Origin of the sequence: Micromonospora sp. WMMC415, from assembly GCF_009707425.1 — a bacterium.
In the GTDB taxonomy this organism is placed as follows: domain Bacteria; phylum Actinomycetota; class Actinomycetes; order Mycobacteriales; family Micromonosporaceae; genus Micromonospora.
On sequence record NZ_CP046104.1, the window covers coordinates 3,796,999 to 3,813,271 of the forward strand.

At 73.3% G+C, this 16,273-nt stretch carries 14 protein-coding genes; 11 read left to right on the forward strand and 3 right to left on the reverse strand.

The annotated features are described in order from the left end of the window. Window positions 1-39 precede the first annotated feature (39 nt). Together GKC29_RS17880 and GKC29_RS17885 are read right to left on the reverse strand one after the other, a co-directional pair. Window positions 40-1,254, reverse strand: coding sequence for an MFS transporter (locus GKC29_RS17880; protein ID WP_155331917.1), 1,215 nt, complete (start codon window positions 1,252-1,254; stop codon window positions 40-42). Then, window positions 1,251-2,822: a class I adenylate-forming enzyme family protein gene (locus GKC29_RS17885; RefSeq protein ID WP_155331918.1), complete on the reverse strand. Its 1,572-nt coding sequence runs from the start codon at window positions 2,820-2,822 to the stop codon at window positions 1,251-1,253. The genes GKC29_RS17880 and GKC29_RS17885 overlap by 4 nt, the downstream gene beginning before the upstream one ends. A gap of 261 nt (window positions 2,823-3,083) precedes the next feature. On the opposite strand from GKC29_RS17885, the gene GKC29_RS17890 reads away from it, so the two are divergent. The 8 genes from GKC29_RS17890 (at window position 3,084) to GKC29_RS17925 (ending at window position 11,912) form a co-directional block, all read left to right on the forward strand. Then, complete coding sequence (locus GKC29_RS17890) at window positions 3,084-4,385, forward strand: SGNH/GDSL hydrolase family protein (protein WP_155331919.1); 1,302 nt, start codon at window positions 3,084-3,086, stop codon at window positions 4,383-4,385. Between the two features lie 63 nt (window positions 4,386-4,448). Then, window positions 4,449-5,675, forward strand: coding sequence for a cytochrome P450 (locus GKC29_RS17895; RefSeq protein WP_155331920.1), 1,227 nt, complete (start codon window positions 4,449-4,451; stop codon window positions 5,673-5,675). After that, window positions 5,672-6,643: an alpha/beta hydrolase gene (locus GKC29_RS17900; protein WP_155331921.1), complete on the forward strand. Its 972-nt coding sequence runs from the start codon at window positions 5,672-5,674 to the stop codon at window positions 6,641-6,643. Before GKC29_RS17895 ends, GKC29_RS17900 begins: the two co-directional genes overlap by 4 nt. Continuing rightward, on the forward strand, window positions 6,636-7,769 hold the full coding sequence (locus GKC29_RS17905) for an alpha-hydroxy acid oxidase (RefSeq protein WP_155331922.1): 1,134 nt from the start codon (window positions 6,636-6,638) through the stop codon (window positions 7,767-7,769). Before GKC29_RS17900 ends, GKC29_RS17905 begins: the two co-directional genes overlap by 8 nt. Further along, on the forward strand, window positions 7,712-9,085 hold the full coding sequence (locus GKC29_RS17910) for a PLP-dependent aminotransferase family protein (RefSeq protein WP_155334208.1): 1,374 nt from the start codon (window positions 7,712-7,714) through the stop codon (window positions 9,083-9,085). The genes GKC29_RS17905 and GKC29_RS17910 overlap by 58 nt, the downstream gene beginning before the upstream one ends. 67 nt (window positions 9,086-9,152) lie before the next feature. Further along, window positions 9,153-9,431 (forward strand): hypothetical protein, encoded by a 279-nt coding sequence (locus GKC29_RS17915; RefSeq protein WP_155331923.1) that lies wholly within the window; start codon window positions 9,153-9,155, stop codon window positions 9,429-9,431. A 213-nt stretch (window positions 9,432-9,644) separates the two neighbouring features. After that, window positions 9,645-10,583 (forward strand): TerC family protein, encoded by a 939-nt coding sequence (locus GKC29_RS17920; RefSeq protein WP_155334209.1) that lies wholly within the window; start codon window positions 9,645-9,647, stop codon window positions 10,581-10,583. A 78-nt stretch (window positions 10,584-10,661) separates the two neighbouring features. Next, window positions 10,662-11,912 (forward strand): D-alanyl-D-alanine carboxypeptidase family protein, encoded by a 1,251-nt coding sequence (locus GKC29_RS17925; protein ID WP_155331924.1) that lies wholly within the window; start codon window positions 10,662-10,664, stop codon window positions 11,910-11,912. A 53-nt stretch (window positions 11,913-11,965) separates the two neighbouring features. On the opposite strand, the gene GKC29_RS17930 is transcribed toward GKC29_RS17925, so the two are convergent. Next, window positions 11,966-13,027 (reverse strand): LacI family DNA-binding transcriptional regulator, encoded by a 1,062-nt coding sequence (locus tag GKC29_RS17930; RefSeq protein ID WP_370463263.1) that lies wholly within the window; start codon window positions 13,025-13,027, stop codon window positions 11,966-11,968. Between the two features lie 174 nt (window positions 13,028-13,201). Here GKC29_RS17930 and GKC29_RS17935 point away from each other — a divergent pair, with 174 nt between their 5' ends. The 3 genes from GKC29_RS17935 to GKC29_RS17945 are packed head-to-tail and all read left to right on the forward strand — an operon-like array spanning window position 13,202 to window position 16,266. Next, the gene (locus GKC29_RS17935; RefSeq protein WP_155331926.1) at window positions 13,202-14,500 is read left to right on the forward strand and encodes an ABC transporter substrate-binding protein; all 1,299 of its coding nucleotides are present in this window, start codon (window positions 13,202-13,204) and stop codon (window positions 14,498-14,500) included. A 3-nt stretch (window positions 14,501-14,503) separates the two neighbouring features. Further along, window positions 14,504-15,448: a carbohydrate ABC transporter permease gene (locus GKC29_RS17940; protein WP_155331927.1), complete on the forward strand. Its 945-nt coding sequence runs from the start codon at window positions 14,504-14,506 to the stop codon at window positions 15,446-15,448. After that, window positions 15,445-16,266, forward strand: coding sequence for a carbohydrate ABC transporter permease (locus GKC29_RS17945; protein WP_230688680.1), 822 nt, complete (start codon window positions 15,445-15,447; stop codon window positions 16,264-16,266). The genes GKC29_RS17940 and GKC29_RS17945 overlap by 4 nt, the downstream gene beginning before the upstream one ends. Window positions 16,267-16,273: the final 7 nt, after the last annotated feature.

Consider the following 16,273-nt stretch of genomic DNA (forward strand, 5'->3'; position numbering starts at 1 on the left):
CAGGGGGACTGGCGTAACTGGACGCGGGTGGCCGACTCCTCACACCTCGGCAGGCGCGGGGCGAGGTTGCGGGCGGAGCGCGGTCGCCAGGGGCACGGCCGTGACGACGAGCGTGAACAGCGCCGCCGCCACCAGCGCCGGCCCGAGGCCCAGGGCGGTGACCGACCAGCCGCCGAGCAGAGCGCCCAGCGGCAGCCCGGCGAACGCCAGCGAACCGGCCAGCCCGATCACCCGGGTCTGCAGGTCGGCCGGGGGCCGCTCGTACAGCGCCACCCCGAGCAGCGGGTTGACCACGGCGATGCCGATGCCGGACACGAACGTCACGGCGAGCACCACCGACAGGTCGTCGCTGAGCGCCAGCACCAGCAGCCGGGGTGGGCCGCTGACGGCCGCACCGACCGCGAACGTCAGGTCGCGGCGCAGCCGGGGGCCGAGCGCGGTGAACAGGAGGTTCCCCAGCAGCGCGCCGGCCGAGAACGCCCCGAGCACCAGCCCCAGCCCGGCCGGGGTGCCCAGCACGTCGGCCACCCACAGCGGGATGTACACGGCGATGCTCGCGTTCACCACCATGTTGAGTGCCGAGATCACCAGCAGCATGCCGAGCAGCGTGTGGTCCCGCCCGAGGTAGCGGAAGCCGCCGCCGAGCGCCCGTAGGTAGCCCTGGGTGGCGGTGGCCGGGGCGCCGGCCGGTGCCGGCGGGCGGACCAGCGCCGCCACGATCAGCGCGCAGACGGCGAAGCTCGCCGCGTCGATGAGGATCGCCCAGGTCACCCCGAACCACCAGATGAGCAGCCCGCCCAGGCCGGCCCCGAGCAGGGTGACCACCCGGCCCAGCCCGTCGTAGACCGAGGTCAGCCGGATCAGCTTCACACCGGCGGCCTCGGCGACCGGGCGGAACATGACGTGCTTGATCCGGTCGCCGACGCCGCGCAGCGTGCCCACCACGGCGACCAGGGCGACCAGGGCGCCGAAGCCGATCCAGGGGGTGAGTGCCACGGCCACCATCAGGCCGGCGCTGCCCACGTCCGCGAGGATCGAGGTGCGGCGCAGCCCGATCCGGTCGGCCAGCGGCGGCCCGAGCGCGCTGGAGAGCAGATACGGCAGCGTCTCGGCAGCCGCGACCAGCCCCATCTTCGTCGGGCTGCCGGTCGTCTCCAGCACCAGCCAGGGGATGGCGACGACCGAGATCCGGCTACCCAGGTTGGACAGCAGGTCGGCGCCGACCAGGGCGACCAGTTCCCGCCGGGCGGTCACGCGCGGCTGCCGATCGAGGCCTCCGGATGCTCGACGGCCGACGGGTGGTCCGCCGCGTACCGGGCGCGCAGCGCCCGCTTGTCCACCTTGTTCGACCGGTTCAGCGGCAGCGCGTCGACGAACGCCACGCCACCCGGCGCCCAGGTGTCGCTGAGCGTCGCGGTGACCAGGTCGATCAGCTCGGCGCCGGTCACCGCCGCGCCGGGCGCGGGCACGACGTACGCGTACGGCAGTTCGCCGGCCACCTCGTCGGGCACGCCGATCACCGCGGCGGCGCGGACGGCGGGGTGCGCGGCGAGCGCGTCCTCGATCGGCCGGGAGTAGATCGGCCAGCTGCGCTGCCGGGTGAGGATCCGGTCCTGGAGCCGGTCGACCAGGTAGAGGTAGCCGTCGGCGTCGAGGTGCCCGATGTCGCGGGTGCGGACCCAGCCGTCGACCAGCGTGTCGGCGGTCAGCTCGGGCTGCCCGTGGTAGCCGGCGAAGCGCAGCGCCGTGTGCACCCACACCTCGCCGTCCACACCGGTGGGCAGCACCGTGCCGTCCTCGGCCCGGATCTCGATCCGTACGTCGCCGTACGGCTTCCCGCAGGAGCGCAGCCGCTCCGGATGGGTCGGGTCCTCGGTGAGCCCCGGCTGGGCGGTGACGACGACCGCCTCGCTGAGGCCGTACACGATGCGCAGCACCGGGCCGAAGCGCGCGATCGCCTGCCGCAGCCGGGCGGGGGCGGCGGGCCCGGCGCCCACGTTGAACATGAACATCGACGAGAAGTCGGCGCCGGGCAGGTCGGGGTGGTCGAGCACCTCGTACAGCATCGGCGGGGTGACGAAGGTGGAGGTGATCCGCTCGGCCGGGACGGTGCGGACGAACGCCGTCGCGTCCCACCCGTCCCGCGGGAACAGCACGCCCCCGGTGAACAGGTTGAACAGTGTCGTGATCTGGCCGCTGGCCAGCCACATCGGCGAGTACGACAGGTGCCGCAGCAGCGGGAACCCGGCGGCGCGGAAGTCCGCGGCGAGGGCGAGGATCTGCGCGTAGAAGCTCTCCCGGTGGTGCACCAGCTTCGGGGTGCCGGTGGTGCCGGAGGTCTGGAGGAACGACTCCGGCACCGGCACGTCGACGGGAAGCGCGGACGCGTCGGGGCCGGCCGTCAGGTCCAGGTCGGCGCCGAGGCCCAGCACGGGTACGCCCGCCAGCCCGGCGGCCAGCTCGGTGCCCACGTTCGCCGGGTCGCGGGGGTCGTGGACGAGGGCGTCGGGGCGGGCCAGCCGGACGAACTCGTCGATCTCCCGGCGGGAGGTGACCGGGGCGACCCACATGGTCCGGCAGCCCAGCAGGTGCAGGGCGAGTTGGATCAGCGGTGCCTCGACCGGGTTGCCGAGCGACACGAGCACCGCGTCGCCGGGGCGTACGCCGTGCCGGACCAGCGTGGCGGCGAACCCGCGTACCGCGGTGTGCACGTCGGTGTAGGTGAGCCGGCGCCCGCCGCCGACGAGGGCCTCGCGGTCGCCGTACCCGGCGAACAGGTCCAGCGCGCGGTGCACGTACCCCGGCTGTGGTCGGTCGGTCATCCGGACACCCCCATCCTCGCACGCCGCGTGGTGCGGAAACGGCGTGCGCGGCTGCGGCGACCGCGCTGCCACCCGCAGCCTAGGGTGACCGGGCGAGGACGGACAGGAGCCGAAGGGGCCTCCGGCGGGCCCCGGCGGGACATTTGATCACGTCGATCAGGTCGATTGACGCCCGTCAGCGGCGGCGGCTAGGTTCCGGACCATCGCCCAGGTGAACGCCGTCGACGGACGGGGTTCTGGGCTGCCGACGATGGAGGTTCAATGTCGACCCCGAAGAGATGGCATGTCGTCACCGCCGCGGCGGCGCTGCTGGTGGCGGGCACCCCCGCCGTGGTGGCCAGCGCCGGTCCGTCGTCCACCGGGACGGAGCGCGGCCGGACGACCTGGGCGGCCAGTTGGGCGACCGCGGTCACCCGCGGCAACGCGACCGGCCTGACCAACACCGGCCTCAACAACCAGAGCGTCCGCATGGTCGTGCACACCACCGTCGGTGGGCCGGTCCTGCGGGTCCGGCTCAGCAACATGTACGGCGAGCAGGCCGTCAAGGTCGGCCGCGCGACCATCGCCCGTCCGAACACCGGCACCCCCGACGACGTGTCCGACATCGACCCCGCGACGCTGCGCGAGCTGACCTTCGGCGGCGCCACCTCGGCGACCATGAACCGCGGCGCCGAGCTGCTCAGCGACCCGATCGCCTTCCCGATCGGGGATCAGCAGGACCTGGTGCTCACCGTCCACTTCCCGACCCCGACCGGCCCGGTGACCTTCCACGGCCAGTCCCGGCAGACCAACTTCATCGGCGCCACCGACCTCACGTCGGCCGCCGACGGCGCCGGCTTCACCATCCGGCCGAACTGCTGCTGGTTCTTCCTGTCCGGCATCGACGTGCAACGCCGGCACAGCCCCGGCTCGGTGGTGGTCTTCGGTGACTCGATCGCCGACGGCAACGGCAGCACCGTCAACGCCAACAAGCGCTGGCCGGACCTGCTCGCCGACCGGCTCATCGACGCCCGCCCCGACGTCCGCACCCCGGGCGTGCTGAACGCCAGCCTCGCCGGCAACCGGCTCAACCACGAGGGCCCGGAGCCGGGCGCCGGCGGCTTCCCCGGCTACCACGAGCTGGGGCCGAACGCGCTGGCCCGGCTCGACGAGGACGTGTTCGCCCAGACCGACGCCCGGACGGTGATCACCCACCTGGGGATCAACGACATCTGGATGTCGGGCGACTCCGCCGACGCGGTCATCGCCTCGCTCCGGCAGATCAACCAGCAGGTGAAGGCGCGCGGCCTGCGCAGCCTGGTGGCCACCCTCACCCCGTACGAGGGCCACGGCAACCCGGGCGTGTGGACGCCGGAGAAGGAGGCGACCCGGCAGGCGGTGAACGCGTACCTGCGAAGCAGCACCGAGTTCGACGGGCTGCTGGACTTCGACCAGGTGCTGCGCGACCCGGCGCAGCCCAGCCGGCTGCTGCCCGCGTACGACTCGGGGGACCACATCCACCCGAACGACGCCGGCAACCAGGCGATGGCGAACGCCGTGCCGTTGCGCCTGCTCGGCCTGTGACATGCGGTGCGGGCGGCGGGGGAGCCCGCCGCCCGCACCACCGCATCCTGGGGAGGAGCATCCATGGTGGACGTCCAGCAGCTGCTGACCCGTCTCTACAGCGACGAGGGCCGGCAGGACCCGTATCCGAGCTACGCCGGGCTGCACGCGCTGGGGCCGGTCACCGCGCTGCCGCCCCGCCCGGAGCACCGGGCGATCGCCGCCGTGGCGGTCGGCTACGACCTGGTCGACGCGGTCCTGCGGGACCCGGAGTGGTACAAGCAGCCCCCGCCGGGCTGGGAGGAACAGGAGATCCTGCGGACCTTCCAGACGTCGATGATGTTCGTCAACCCGCCGGACCACGGCCGGATGCGGCACGTGTTCGCCGGCGCCTTCACCCCGCGCCGGCTCGGCGCGCTCGAACCGGTGATCCTCCGGGTCGCCGACGAACTGCTGGACGGCATGGCCGACGCCGGGAGCGGCGGGACCGACTTCGTCGCCGACTTCGCGTACCCGCTGCCGGCCCGGGTGATGGCGGAGTTCATCGGCATCCCCGAGGCCGACCTGTCCTGGTACCGGGAGCGGGTGGACCGGATCGACGAGTTCCTGGACGTGGCCGGCAAGACCCCGCAGCGGCTCGCCGCCGCCAACACCGCCGGCGCCGAGCTGCGCGCCTTCTACGCGGACCTGCTGGCCCACCGCCGTCGCAGCCCGGGGCAGGACCTGATCAGCGGGCTCGTGGAGGCGGTCGACGCCGGCGGTGTCGAGTTGACCGAGGACGAGCTGATCAGCAACCTGATCGTGCTGTTCAACGCCAGCTTCGTCACCACCGTCTACATGTTCAGCAACGGCCTGCCGCTGCTGCTGGCCCACCCCGAGGTGGCCGCCGCGCTGCCCGGCGACCCGGAGCTGACCGCGGGCGCCGTCGACGAGATCCTGCGGCTGGAGGCGCCGGTGCACTTCCTGGCCCGGGCCGCGCCGCGCGACGCCGTACTCGGCGGCGTGCCGATCGCCCGCGACCAGAACGTCCTGCTCGTCCTCGCCGCGGCCAACCGCGACCCGGCCCGTTTTCCCGACCCGGACCGCTTCGACCCGCGCCGCCCCGGCCCGCCGTCGCTGGCGTTCGGCATCGGCCCGCACTACTGCCTCGGCGCCGCCGTGTCCCGCCTGGAGGGGCGGCTGGCGCTGCCCCGGCTGCTGTCCCGCTTCCCCCGGCTGCGCATCGAGGAGCCACCGACCTACAGCGGCAGCCTGTTCCTGCGCGGCATCGACAAGCTCCTGGTCGACACCGGGGGAGAGGAGCGACCGTGAGCCTGCATCCCCAGGCCGAGGCGTACCGGGCCGCCCGGGCGGCCGCCGGCACGCCACCGCTGTACACCCAGACCCTCGCCGAGGCGCGCGCCGCCGACCTCGCCGCGATCCGCGCCGGCTCCGGCGTGGTCGAACCGGTGCACGAGGTACGCGACACGCACGTTCCCGGCCCGGCGGGCGACGTGCCGGTCCGGATCCACCGCCCGGCCGGCCCGGGACCGCTGCCCACCCTGCTCTGGTTCTTCGGCGGCGGGTGGACGCTGGGCAGCGTCGACACCGCCGACGGGATCTGCCGGCGGCTGGCCAACGCCGTGCCGTGCCAGGTGGTCACCGTCGGCTACCGGCTCGCCCCCGAGGCCCCGTTCCCGGCGGCCGTGCACGACTGCCACGCGGCGCTCCGTTTCGTCGCCGCGCACCCGGTGGAGTTCGGCGCCGACCCGGAGCGCCTCGCCGTCGGCGGGGACAGCGCGGGCGGGAACCTCGCCGCCGCGGTCACCCTGCTGGCCCGCGACACCGGTCCCCGGCTGGCGGCGCAGCTGCTGGTCTACCCGAACACCGACCAGACCGCGGAGCCGGCCGGTGACGACGACCCGCTGCTGTTCAACCGGCGCTCGGTCGCCTGGTACCGGTCGCACTACCTGGCCGACCCGGCCGACGCCCGGGACCCGCTCGCCTCGCCCCTGCTCGCCGACGACCTGGGCGGGCTGCCGCCGGCGCTGGTGGTGACCGCCGAGCACGACCCGCTGCGGGACGAGGGCGAGCGGTACGCCGACCGGCTCCGCGACGCCGGGGTGCCGACGATCCGCACCCGGTACGCGGGGATGGTCCACGGTTTCTTCGCGATGCCCGGCACCTTCGACGACGGCCGGCGCGCCCAGGACGAGGCCGCCGCGTTCCTGCGCGAGCGGTTCGGGCTCACGGTACCGGCGGTGGCGGCCCCGGTCGGGACGGTGACCGACCATGTCTGAGACGTCCCTGTCGAAGCCGGACGTGCCGCTGGGCGAGCCACCCGCTCCCGCCGGACTGGCCGACTTCGCGGACCTGGCGCGGGCGGTGCTACCGCCGGAGGTGTGGGACTTCGTCGACGGCGGCAGCGGTGCCGAGACCACGCTCGCGGCGAACCGTCGCGCCCTGGACCGGGTCGGCGTGCTGCCCCGCGTGCTGCGCGGCGTGGCCACCCCGCGCACCGAGGCTCGGCTGCTCGGCGCCACCCACGCGCTGCCGGTGGCGGTCGCACCGATGGCGTACCAGCGGCTGCTGCACCCCGACGGGGAGACCGCGCTCGCCGGCGCGGCCGGTGCCGCCGGCGTCCCGTACGTGGCGAGCACGTTGAGCAGCGCGCCGATCGAGGAGATCGCCGCCGCCGGCGGGACGGTCTGGTTCCAGCTCTACTGGCTGCGCGACCGGGGGCTCGTCACCGACCTGCTGGACCGGGCCCGGGCGGCGGGCTGCGCCGCGCTGGTGCTCACCGTGGACGTGCCGATCCTCGGCCGCCGGCTGCGCGACGTGCGCAACTCGTTCGCCATCCCGCCGCACGTCATCGCCGCGAACCTGCCCGCCGGCCGGGACGACCTGGCGCACGCCGCCACCCCGGGCGTGTCCGCCGTCGCCGCCCACACCGGCGAGGTCTTCGCGCCGGCGGTGACCTGGGCCGACCTGGACTGGCTGCGCGAGCGTACCCCGGTCCCGCTGGTGGTGAAGGGCGTCCTCGACCCGCGCGACGCCGTCCGCGCGGCGGAGGCCGGCGTGGACGCGGTGGTGGTCTCCAACCACGGCGGGCGGCAGCTCGACGGCGCACCGGCGAGTGCCGCCGCGCTGCCCGGGGTGGTCGAGGCGGTTGCCGGCCGGTGCGAGGTGCTGCTCGACAGCGGTGTCCGGGGCGGCGTCGACGTGTTGCGCGCGCTCGCCCTCGGCGCGCACGGCGTGCTGGTGGGCCGCCCGATGCTCTGGGCGCTCGCCGCCGGGGGCCGCTCCGGCGCCGAGACCGCGCTGTCGCTGCTGGCCGGCGAGTTCCGGGACGCGCTCGCGCTGGCCGGCTGCGCCGACCCGGCGGAGGCCCGGGACCTGCGGACGACGACGGTGGAGTGCGCATGACCGTGGACCTGCACGTGGCCGACCTGCACCCGGCCCTCGACGACGCCGCGCTGAACTCGATGAACTTCCTCAACGAGGTGGCGCAGCACTACCCGGATGCGGTGTCGCTGGCCGCCGGGCGGCCGTACGAGGAGTTCTTCGACGTCGCGGCGCTGCACCGGCACCTGGACACCTTCCGCCGGCACCTCGCCGACGACCTCGGGCAGACCCCGGAGCAGGTCCACCGCACCCTGCTCCAGTACGGGCGGACCAAGGGGATCGTCCACCACCTGGTCGCCCGCAACCTCGCCGTCGACGAGGGGCTGACGGTCGACCCGGAGGCCCTCGTCGTGACGGTCGGGTGCCAGGAGGCGATGTTCCTGGTGCTGCGGGCCCTGCGCGCCGGCCCGGACGACGTGGTGCTCGCCGTCGCACCGACGTACGTGGGGCTCACCGGGGCGGCGCGGCTGCTGGACCTGCCGGTGCGCCCGGTGGCCGGCGGGCCGTCCGGGGTGGACGCGGGTGACCTGCGTGCCGAGGTGCGGCGCGCCCGGGCCGAGGGGCTGCGCCCGCGCGCCTGCTACCTGATGCCGGACTTCGCCAACCCCTCGGGGACGAGCATCGGCGTGGCCGGGCGGCGCGCGTTGCTGGACCTGGCCGCCGAGGAGGACCTGCTGCTGGTCGAGGACAACCCGTACGGTCTCTTCCCGGCGGGGGACGCCCGGCGGCTGCCCACGCTCAAGGCGCTCGACACCGCTCGCCGGGTGGTCTACCTGGGCTCGTTCGCGAAGACGGTGCTGCCCGGCGCGCGGGTGGGCTACGTGGTGGCCGACCAGCGGGTGGCCGGTGCGGACGGCACGGTGGGCCTGTTCGCCGACCAGCTCGCCAAGATCAAGAGCATGGTCACGGTGAACACCTCGCCGATCGCCCAGGCGGTGGTCGGGGGTGCGCTGTTGGAGCACGGGTGCAGCCTGGTCGCCGCCACCGTCCGGGAGCGGGCCGCGTACACCCGGAACCTCCATCATTTGGTCGACGGCCTGGGGCGGCGCTTCCCGGCCGGGTCGCCGGTGCGGTGGACCGTGCCCACCGGCGGCTTCTTCGTGGTGGTGACCGTGCCGTTCCCGGTCGAGGACGCCCTGCTGCACCGCTCGGCCCGCGAGTTCGGGGTGCTGTGGACGCCGATGGCGCACTTCTACGACGACGGCACGCCGGTCCACGCGCTGCGGCTGTCGGTCAGCGCCGTCACCCCGGCCGAGATCGACGTCGGCCTGGACCGGTTGGCCGCGCTCGTCGCCGACGAGTCGGCCCGCCGGGGCGTCTCCGTCCCGGTCGGTTGACACACCGCGTTCACCGCACGGCAATGCGCTACCGCCCGCGTTCCGCCGTCCTCGGTGGACACTCATAATGATGGCCATGGTCACCTGGGAGTACGCCCTTCTGGTCCGCCGCTATCAGGGGCAGGGCCGCAATTTCCACGTCAGCTTCATCTGGTACGCCCCCGACGGGACGCGCCGGGACGTCACGGCGTACGGCGACACCGCGATCGCCCACCTCAACCGCGTCGGGCGTGAGGGGTGGGAGCTGGTCTCCGCGGCCGAGGACGTGAACAACGTGCAGGGCAGCACCGAGGTGCACCGCTACCACCTGAAGCGCCCGTTGGCGGAGGCCCCGTCCGGACGCTAGACAAGCGAACTGCGTTTCGTGAATAATGACGCGTAGTTCGATGGGGAGTACCCGACACCGACGCGCCGCCGTCAGTACGGCGCCGCCCGTTCCGTGCCGTGCCACGGGGCTGGCGGCCCCGGCGGCGCGGGCCGCCGCGCCGGCGGTCCGGGGAGACCGTCGGCCGGAACGCCGGCGATCCGCGCCGGCCGGTCGAGGGGAGTCGGGATGTCCCTGTCCGTTCCTTGGTGGGCCTGGCTGGCGCTGACCGCCGGCATCGCGCTGATGCTCGCGGTCGACCTGTTTCTGCACCGGGACAACCACGTCATCGAGTTCCGCGAGGCGGCGGTCTGGTCCGCCGTCTGGGTCGCGGCCGGCCTCGCCTTCGGCATCCTGCTGTGGTGGTGGCAGGGCGACGAGGCGGCCGGCGCCTACTACGCGGGTTACCTGATCGAGAAGGCGCTCTCGGTCGACAACGTCTTCGTCTTCGCGCTCGTCTTCACGTACTTCGCGGTCCCGGCCGCGTACCAGCACAAGGTGCTCTTCTGGGGCGTGGTCGGCGCGCTCGGATTCCGGCTGGTGTTCATCTTCGTCGGCGCCGAACTGCTGGAGACGTTCTTCTGGACGGCGTACGTCTTCGGCGCGTTCCTCGTCTGGACCGGCTGGAAGATGGCCTTCCGCCACGACGAGGAGGTCCACCCCGAGCGCAACCTGGTGGTGCGGCTGGTCCGCCGGCTGATCCCGACCGATCCCCGCTACCACGGCGAGCGGTTCTTCACCCGCGTCGACGGCCGGCGTGTCGCCACCCTGCTGTTCGTCGTCCTGATCGCGGTCGAGGCGACCGACCTCATCTTCGCCATCGACTCGGTCGCCGCCGTCCTCGCCATCACCACCAGCACGTTCATCGTCTGGACCGCGAACGCCTTCGCCGTGCTGGGCCTGCGCAGCCTCTACTTCTGCCTCGCCGGGCTGCTGCGCCGGTTCACCAAGCTGCACTACGGGCTGGCGGTGCTGCTCGCCTTCGCCGGCGTGAAGCTGATCCTCTCCGAGACGCCGGTCGGCAAGCTGCCCATCCCGGTGACCCTCGGCGTCATCGTGGTGACCCTCGCCGTGTCGATCGGGTGGAGCCTCGTCGCCACCCGCGACGCGCGGCCGGTCGACGCCGATCGGTGACCCGACTGAACCCCTCCCGGCCGGCGGCCGTGTCAACTAGGGTCTGACGTGATCTTGTCGACGAGGGAGTCGGAGGACATGAGAGTTCGGCTGCTGGCGGCTGCTGCGAGCACCCTTCTCCTGCCGGTCGCGGTCCCCACGGCGGCCGCGGCCGCGCCGGGGCGTACCGCCGTCGCCCCCGATGTGCCGTGCCCGCGGGTGGCCGTGCCGGCGCCCGCGCCGTCGCGTCCGCCCCGCCCGACGCCGCCCCCGGCGGTCGCCGAGGACCGGGCGGTGGGCGGGGCGGCGCTGGCCACCGAGGGCCTCGTCGTCCCGTCCGGCGCGCCCCGGCCGCCGGGCGTGACCGCGACGTCGTGGCTCGTCGCCGACCTGGACACGGGACAGGTGCTGGGCGCCTGCGGCCCGCACGAGCACGCCACCCCGGCGAGCGTGCAGAAGTTGCTGCTGGCCGCCGCCGTGCTGCCGCGCCTCGATCCGGAGCAGGTCGTCACCGTGACCCGGGAGGACCTCGACATCGAACCGGGCTCCTCGGCGGTCGGCCTGGTCGTCGGCGGGCGCTACCGGGTCGAGACGGTCTGGCTCGGCCTGCTGCTCCAGTCCGGGAACGAGGCGGCGAACGTGCTCGCCCGCCTCGGCGGCGGCGCCGACGGCCGGGCCGGCGGCGTCCGGGCGATGAACGAACTCGCCCGCCACCTGGGCGCCCGGCAGACGCATGCGGTCACCCCGTCCGGACTGGACGGGCGGGGGCAGTTCACCAGCGCGTACGACCTCGCCCTGATCGCCCGGGTCTGCTTCGCCGACCCCACCTTCCGGCGGTACGCGCTGACCGGGACGCACCAGATCCCCGCGCAGAGCCGGCCCCGCACGAAGGGTTTCCAGATTCAGAACGAGAACCCGCTCATCCGCCGCTACCCGGGCGCCCTCGGCGGCAAGACGGGCTTCACCGACCTGGCCCGCCACACGTACGTGGGAGCGGCCGAGCGGAACGGCCGGCGGCTCGTCGTCACGGTGCTGGGCGCCGAGTCCCGACCCGCCCGGGGCTGGGAGCAGGGTGCCGCCCTGCTCGACTGGGGCTTCGCCCTGCCCCGGGACGCCGCCGTCGGCCGGCTGGTCGAGCCGGGTGAGCTGGACGCCGCGGCGTCCGCCGCGCCACCGGCCGCCGGGGACGCCGCCCGTCGGGTGGCCGCCGGTGATCCGCTCCCCGAGGGGCTGACCGGGCCGGGGCCGCTGATCGTCGCGGCGGTGGCCGGGCTGGCCGGCCTGCTGACGCTGGTGGTGCGCTCGGCCCGGTCACCCCGGAGACGCCGCCGGGGCCGGCGCCGCGCCTGACCGCCGAAAGTTCCGTCGCTCTACCGGAAGCGTTCCGGCGGGGTGGGGAGGGCTCAGGAACCCGGTGGAGGGGCGGAGCTGTCCCGGACGACGAGCTCGGTGGCGAGCTCCACCCGGGGTGAGTCGATGGTCTCGCCCTGCGCCAGCCGCAGCGCCGTCCGCGCCGCCAGCCGCCCCATCTCGACGAGGGGCTGGCGGACGGTGGTCAGCGGCGGCGACGCCCACCGGGCCTCGGGCAGGTCGTCGAAGCCGACCACGCTGACGTCGTCCGGCACGCGCCGGCCCCGGCGGCGGATCGCCTCGTACACCCCGAACGCCATCTGGTCGCTGGCCGCGAAGATCGCCGTCGGCGGGTCGTCGAGGTCGAGCAGGGCCGTCCCGGCGGCGAATCCGGAGGCGTGGTAGAAGTCCCCGGGCCGTACCAGGCGGTCGTCCACCGCCACCCCGGCCGCCTCCAGCGCGGCGCGGTGCCCGTCCAGGCGGGCCCGGCTGCACAGCAGGTGCGGCGGGCCGGCGACGAAGCCGATCCGCCGGTGCCCCAGGGAGAGCAGGTGCTCGGTGGCGGCGAGCCCGCCCGCCCAGTTGGTCGCGCCGACCGTCGGCACGTCGGTGGCCGGAACACCGGCCGGGTCGACCACCACCACCGGCACGTTGAGCCGGCGCAGTTGCGCGTGCAGCGGCGGGCTCAGGTGCGAGGTCACGAAGATGACGCCGTCGGTGGCCCGGGCCCGCAGGTTCTGCAACCACTGCCGGGCGGATGCCGGCTGGCGGTGGATCGCCGAGACGACGGTGCCGACGCCGGCGCCGTGCCCGACGTCCTCGACACCCCGGATGATCTCCACGGCCCAGGGGCTGTCCAGGTCGTTGAAGACCAGGTCGAGCAGGCCGGCGCGGTGCACGGTGCGGTTGCCCGGCCGCCGGTAGCCGTGATGGCGCAGCAGTTCCTCGACGCGCTCCCGGGTCTCCGGTGCCACGTCGGACCGTCCGTTGAGCACCCGGGAGACGGTCGGCACCGAGACGCCGGCCTCCCGCGCGATCGCGGTGATGGTCACCCTGCGTCCCTCGTCCGTGTCCACCCGCGCCTCCTTCACCGACCGGGAAGACCGGCCAGGCATCACCGCAGCTCCGGAACGGCTCGCCCGTCCCACGGTCATCTTGCCCCACGGATGGGGGTTGACGACATGCCGGGGCGGTTCTAGCGTGCGAGCAAGTTACGGAAACGTTCCGGAAGTTTATCGGACACCTTTCGGTCCGCCCACCCCCAACCCCCACCAACGAAAGGCCTCGATATGAGACTACGATCGCGGCTCGCCCGCGCCGTCGCGGTCGGCGCCGCCCTCGCCCTGACACTGCCGCTGGCCGCCTGCGGTGGCGACGACGCGGGCGGTGAAGCGGACCAGATCCGCATCCTGGTGTACGGCGACGCCACCAACAAGGTGGAGACGCAGATCGTCGAGACGTTCAACAAGACCTCGAAGGTCAAGGCCGTCCTGGACACCATCCCCGGCGCCGACTACCAGACGAAGCTCCAGACGATCATCAACACCAACCAGGCGCCGGACGTGTTCTTCAACTGGGGCGGCGGCAGCATCGCGCCGTTCGTCAAGGCCGACCTGCTCCTACCGCTCGACGACATGATCGCCAAGGACCCGGGTCTGAAGGAGAACTTCCTGCCCTCGGTGTTCGACAGCGCCGTGGTCGACGGCAAGGCGTACGGGATCCCGATGCGGGGCACGCAGCCGGTGCTGCTCTTCCACAACAAGAAGGTCCTCGCCGACGCGGGGCTCACGCCGCCGAAGACCTGGGACGACCTGCTCAACGCGGTCAACGTCCTCAAGGCCAAGAAGATCACCCCGATCGCGCTCGGCGGCGGCGACCGGTGGCCGACCCAGATGTGGTACCAGTACCTCTACGACCGGGTGGCCGGCCCCGAGCTGTTCCGCTCGGCGCTCGGCGGTGACAAGAGCGTCTGGGAGAGCGCCGAGAGCCGCCGGGCCCTCGACCTGATGCGCCAGCTCACCGACGCCGGCGCCTTCGGCACCAACTTCGACTCCGTGAAGTGGACCGACCAGGGCTCGCCGACCCTGCTGGCCACCGGCAAGGCCGGTTTCGAGCTGATGGGCTCGTGGGCGTACTCCACCCACCAGGACTCCAAGCCGGAGTTCGCCAAGAACGACCTCGGGTGGACCGCCTTCCCCAGCATCCCCGGCGGCAAGGGCGACCCGCGCAACGTGGCGGGCAACACCAACAACTTCTACTCGGTGCTGAAGAAGACCAAGCACCCGGAGGCCGTGGCCGAGTTCCTCAAGCTCATGTACTCCGACGAGTTCGTCCAGGCGCAGCTCGGCATCGGCAACCTGCCCACCACCGTCAACACCGAGAAGTTCCTCGACACCGCGGGGAACCCGGAGTACTCGAAGTTCCAGTTCGAGTTGGTGAAGCAGGCGCCGTCGTTCCAGCTCTCCTGGGACCAGGCGTACCCGCCGGCCGCCACCACCACCATCCACCAGGCGGTGCAGCAGTACACCAACGGGCGGATGGACGCCGACGGCTTCATCAAGGCCATGCAGTCGCTCCAGGCCGGCTGACGGATGGCCGCCACCACCCTCGCGCCCCGGGCCACCACCGGGGAGCGGCGGGCCGTGCGACGCCCGGGCGGCGGGGTGATGCTCGCCCGCCCGGGCTTCGCCTGGGCCCTGCCCGCCACGCTGTTCTTCGCCTTCTTCGCGCTCGTCCCGCTCGTCCTGGTGGTCGTCCTGTCCCTCACCAGCTGGGCCGGCATCGGCGACGTCGAGTACGTGGGCCTCGCCAACTGGCGGCGGTTGGCCGACGACCCGGTGATGATCGACAGCCTCTGGCTCAGCCTGCTGCTCACCGCTCTCGGCGTGGCCGTGCAGACCCCGCTCAGCCTGCTCACCGGTGTCTGGGCCGCAGGCCGGCAGCGCAACCGGGCGGTGCTGTCGGCGATCTTCTTCCTGCCGCTGCTGCTGTCCGCCACCGCCGTGTCGGTGCTGTGGCGGGCACTGCTCGACCCGAACTTCGGCGTGCCCGGCCAGGCGCGCTGGCTCTTCGGCGACGGCAACCTCTTCGGCAGCCGGGCCGGTGCGCTCGCCGTCCTGGTCTTCGTGGCCAGCTGGCAGTACATCCCGTTCCACGCGCTGATCTACCAGGGCGCGGCCCGCACCATCCCGGCGGTGCTCTACCAGGCGGCCGAGATCGACGGGGCCGGACGGTGGCACCAGTTCTGGCACGTCACGCTGCCCCAACTGCGCAACGCGATGATCACCTCGTTGGTCATCATGGTGGTCGGCGGGCTGACCACCTTCGAGACCGTCCTCATCCTCACCCAGGGCGGGCCGGGCACCGACACCACCATCACCGCCTACTACATGTACCAGCAGGCGTTCCGCAGCTTCGACTTCGGCGCCGGCGCCGCCATCGCCCTGCTGCTGGTCGTGTCGGCCACGGTCATCTCGCTGATCATGGTCCGGGCCTCCGGCTACGACAAGATGCGCTCCACCTTGGAGGGGCTGTGACGCGGCACCGTCCGAACTGGCTGGCCGGGATCGGCGCGGTCGCCTGGCTGCTCGTCGTCGGCGTGCCGATCTACGTCATGCTGTCGATCACCGTGCAGACCCGCGAGGGTTACGGCGACAACGGCCCGATCTCCCTGCCGGACACCTTCACCCTCGACAACTACACCGGGGTGTTCGCCCAAGGCTTCGGGCGCTACTTCCTGAACACCATCGTGGTGACCGCCAGCGTGGTGGCGATCGTGCTGCTGCTCGTCACGCCGCTCGCGTACGCCATCGTGCGCAGCCGCAGCCGCCTCACCGGGCACGTGTTCCGGCTGTTCCTGCTCGGCCTGGCGATCCCCGCGCACGCGGTCGTCGTACCGATCTTCTACCTGATCAGCACGACCGGCCTCTACGACAACCTGCTCGGCGTCATCCTGCCCACGGCCGCGTTCGCCCTGCCGATCTGCGCGCTGATCCTCAGCGGCGCCATGCGGGACATCACCCCGGACCTGTACGAGGCGATGGCCATCGACGGCGCGACGCCGACCCGGGTCTTCCTGCGCCTGGTGCTGCCCCTGTCCCGGGGCGGCATCTCCACCATCGCCGTCTTCTCCGCCCTCCAGGCGTGGAACGGCTTCCTCTTCCCGCTCGTGCTCACCCAGTCCGACTCGACCAAGGTCATCACCCTTGGTCTGTACAACTTCCAGACGCAGTACGGCATCGACATCCCCGGGCTGATGGCCGCGGTGGTGCTGTCCATGGTGCCGGTCCTGCTCGTGTACCTGACCGCCCGCCGGGCCCTCATCCAGGGCCTGATGGGCGTGGGGGGAAAGTGACCGCCAC

What these genes read in the sequence shown, in the direction of transcription:
- GKC29_RS17935 (WP_155331926.1), top strand. Translation starts at nt 13,202, where the DNA reads ATGAGACTACGATCGCGGCTCGCCCGCGCCGTCGCGGTCGGCGCCGCC.
- GKC29_RS17885 (WP_155331918.1), bottom strand. Translation starts at nt 2,822, where the DNA reads ATGACCGACCGACCACAGCCGGGGTACGTGCACCGCGCGCTGGACCTG.
- GKC29_RS17915 (WP_155331923.1), top strand. Translation starts at nt 9,153, where the DNA reads ATGATGGCCATGGTCACCTGGGAGTACGCCCTTCTGGTCCGCCGCTAT.
- GKC29_RS17890 (WP_155331919.1), top strand. Translation starts at nt 3,084, where the DNA reads ATGTCGACCCCGAAGAGATGGCATGTCGTCACCGCCGCGGCGGCGCTG.
- GKC29_RS17925 (WP_155331924.1), top strand. Translation starts at nt 10,662, where the DNA reads ATGAGAGTTCGGCTGCTGGCGGCTGCTGCGAGCACCCTTCTCCTGCCG.
- GKC29_RS17895 (WP_155331920.1), top strand. Translation starts at nt 4,449, where the DNA reads ATGGTGGACGTCCAGCAGCTGCTGACCCGTCTCTACAGCGACGAGGGC.
- GKC29_RS17905 (WP_155331922.1), top strand. Translation starts at nt 6,636, where the DNA reads ATGTCTGAGACGTCCCTGTCGAAGCCGGACGTGCCGCTGGGCGAGCCA.
- GKC29_RS17940 (WP_155331927.1), top strand. Translation starts at nt 14,504, where the DNA reads ATGGCCGCCACCACCCTCGCGCCCCGGGCCACCACCGGGGAGCGGCGG.
- GKC29_RS17930 (WP_370463263.1), bottom strand. Translation starts at nt 13,027, where the DNA reads ATGCCTGGCCGGTCTTCCCGGTCGGTGAAGGAGGCGCGGGTGGACACG.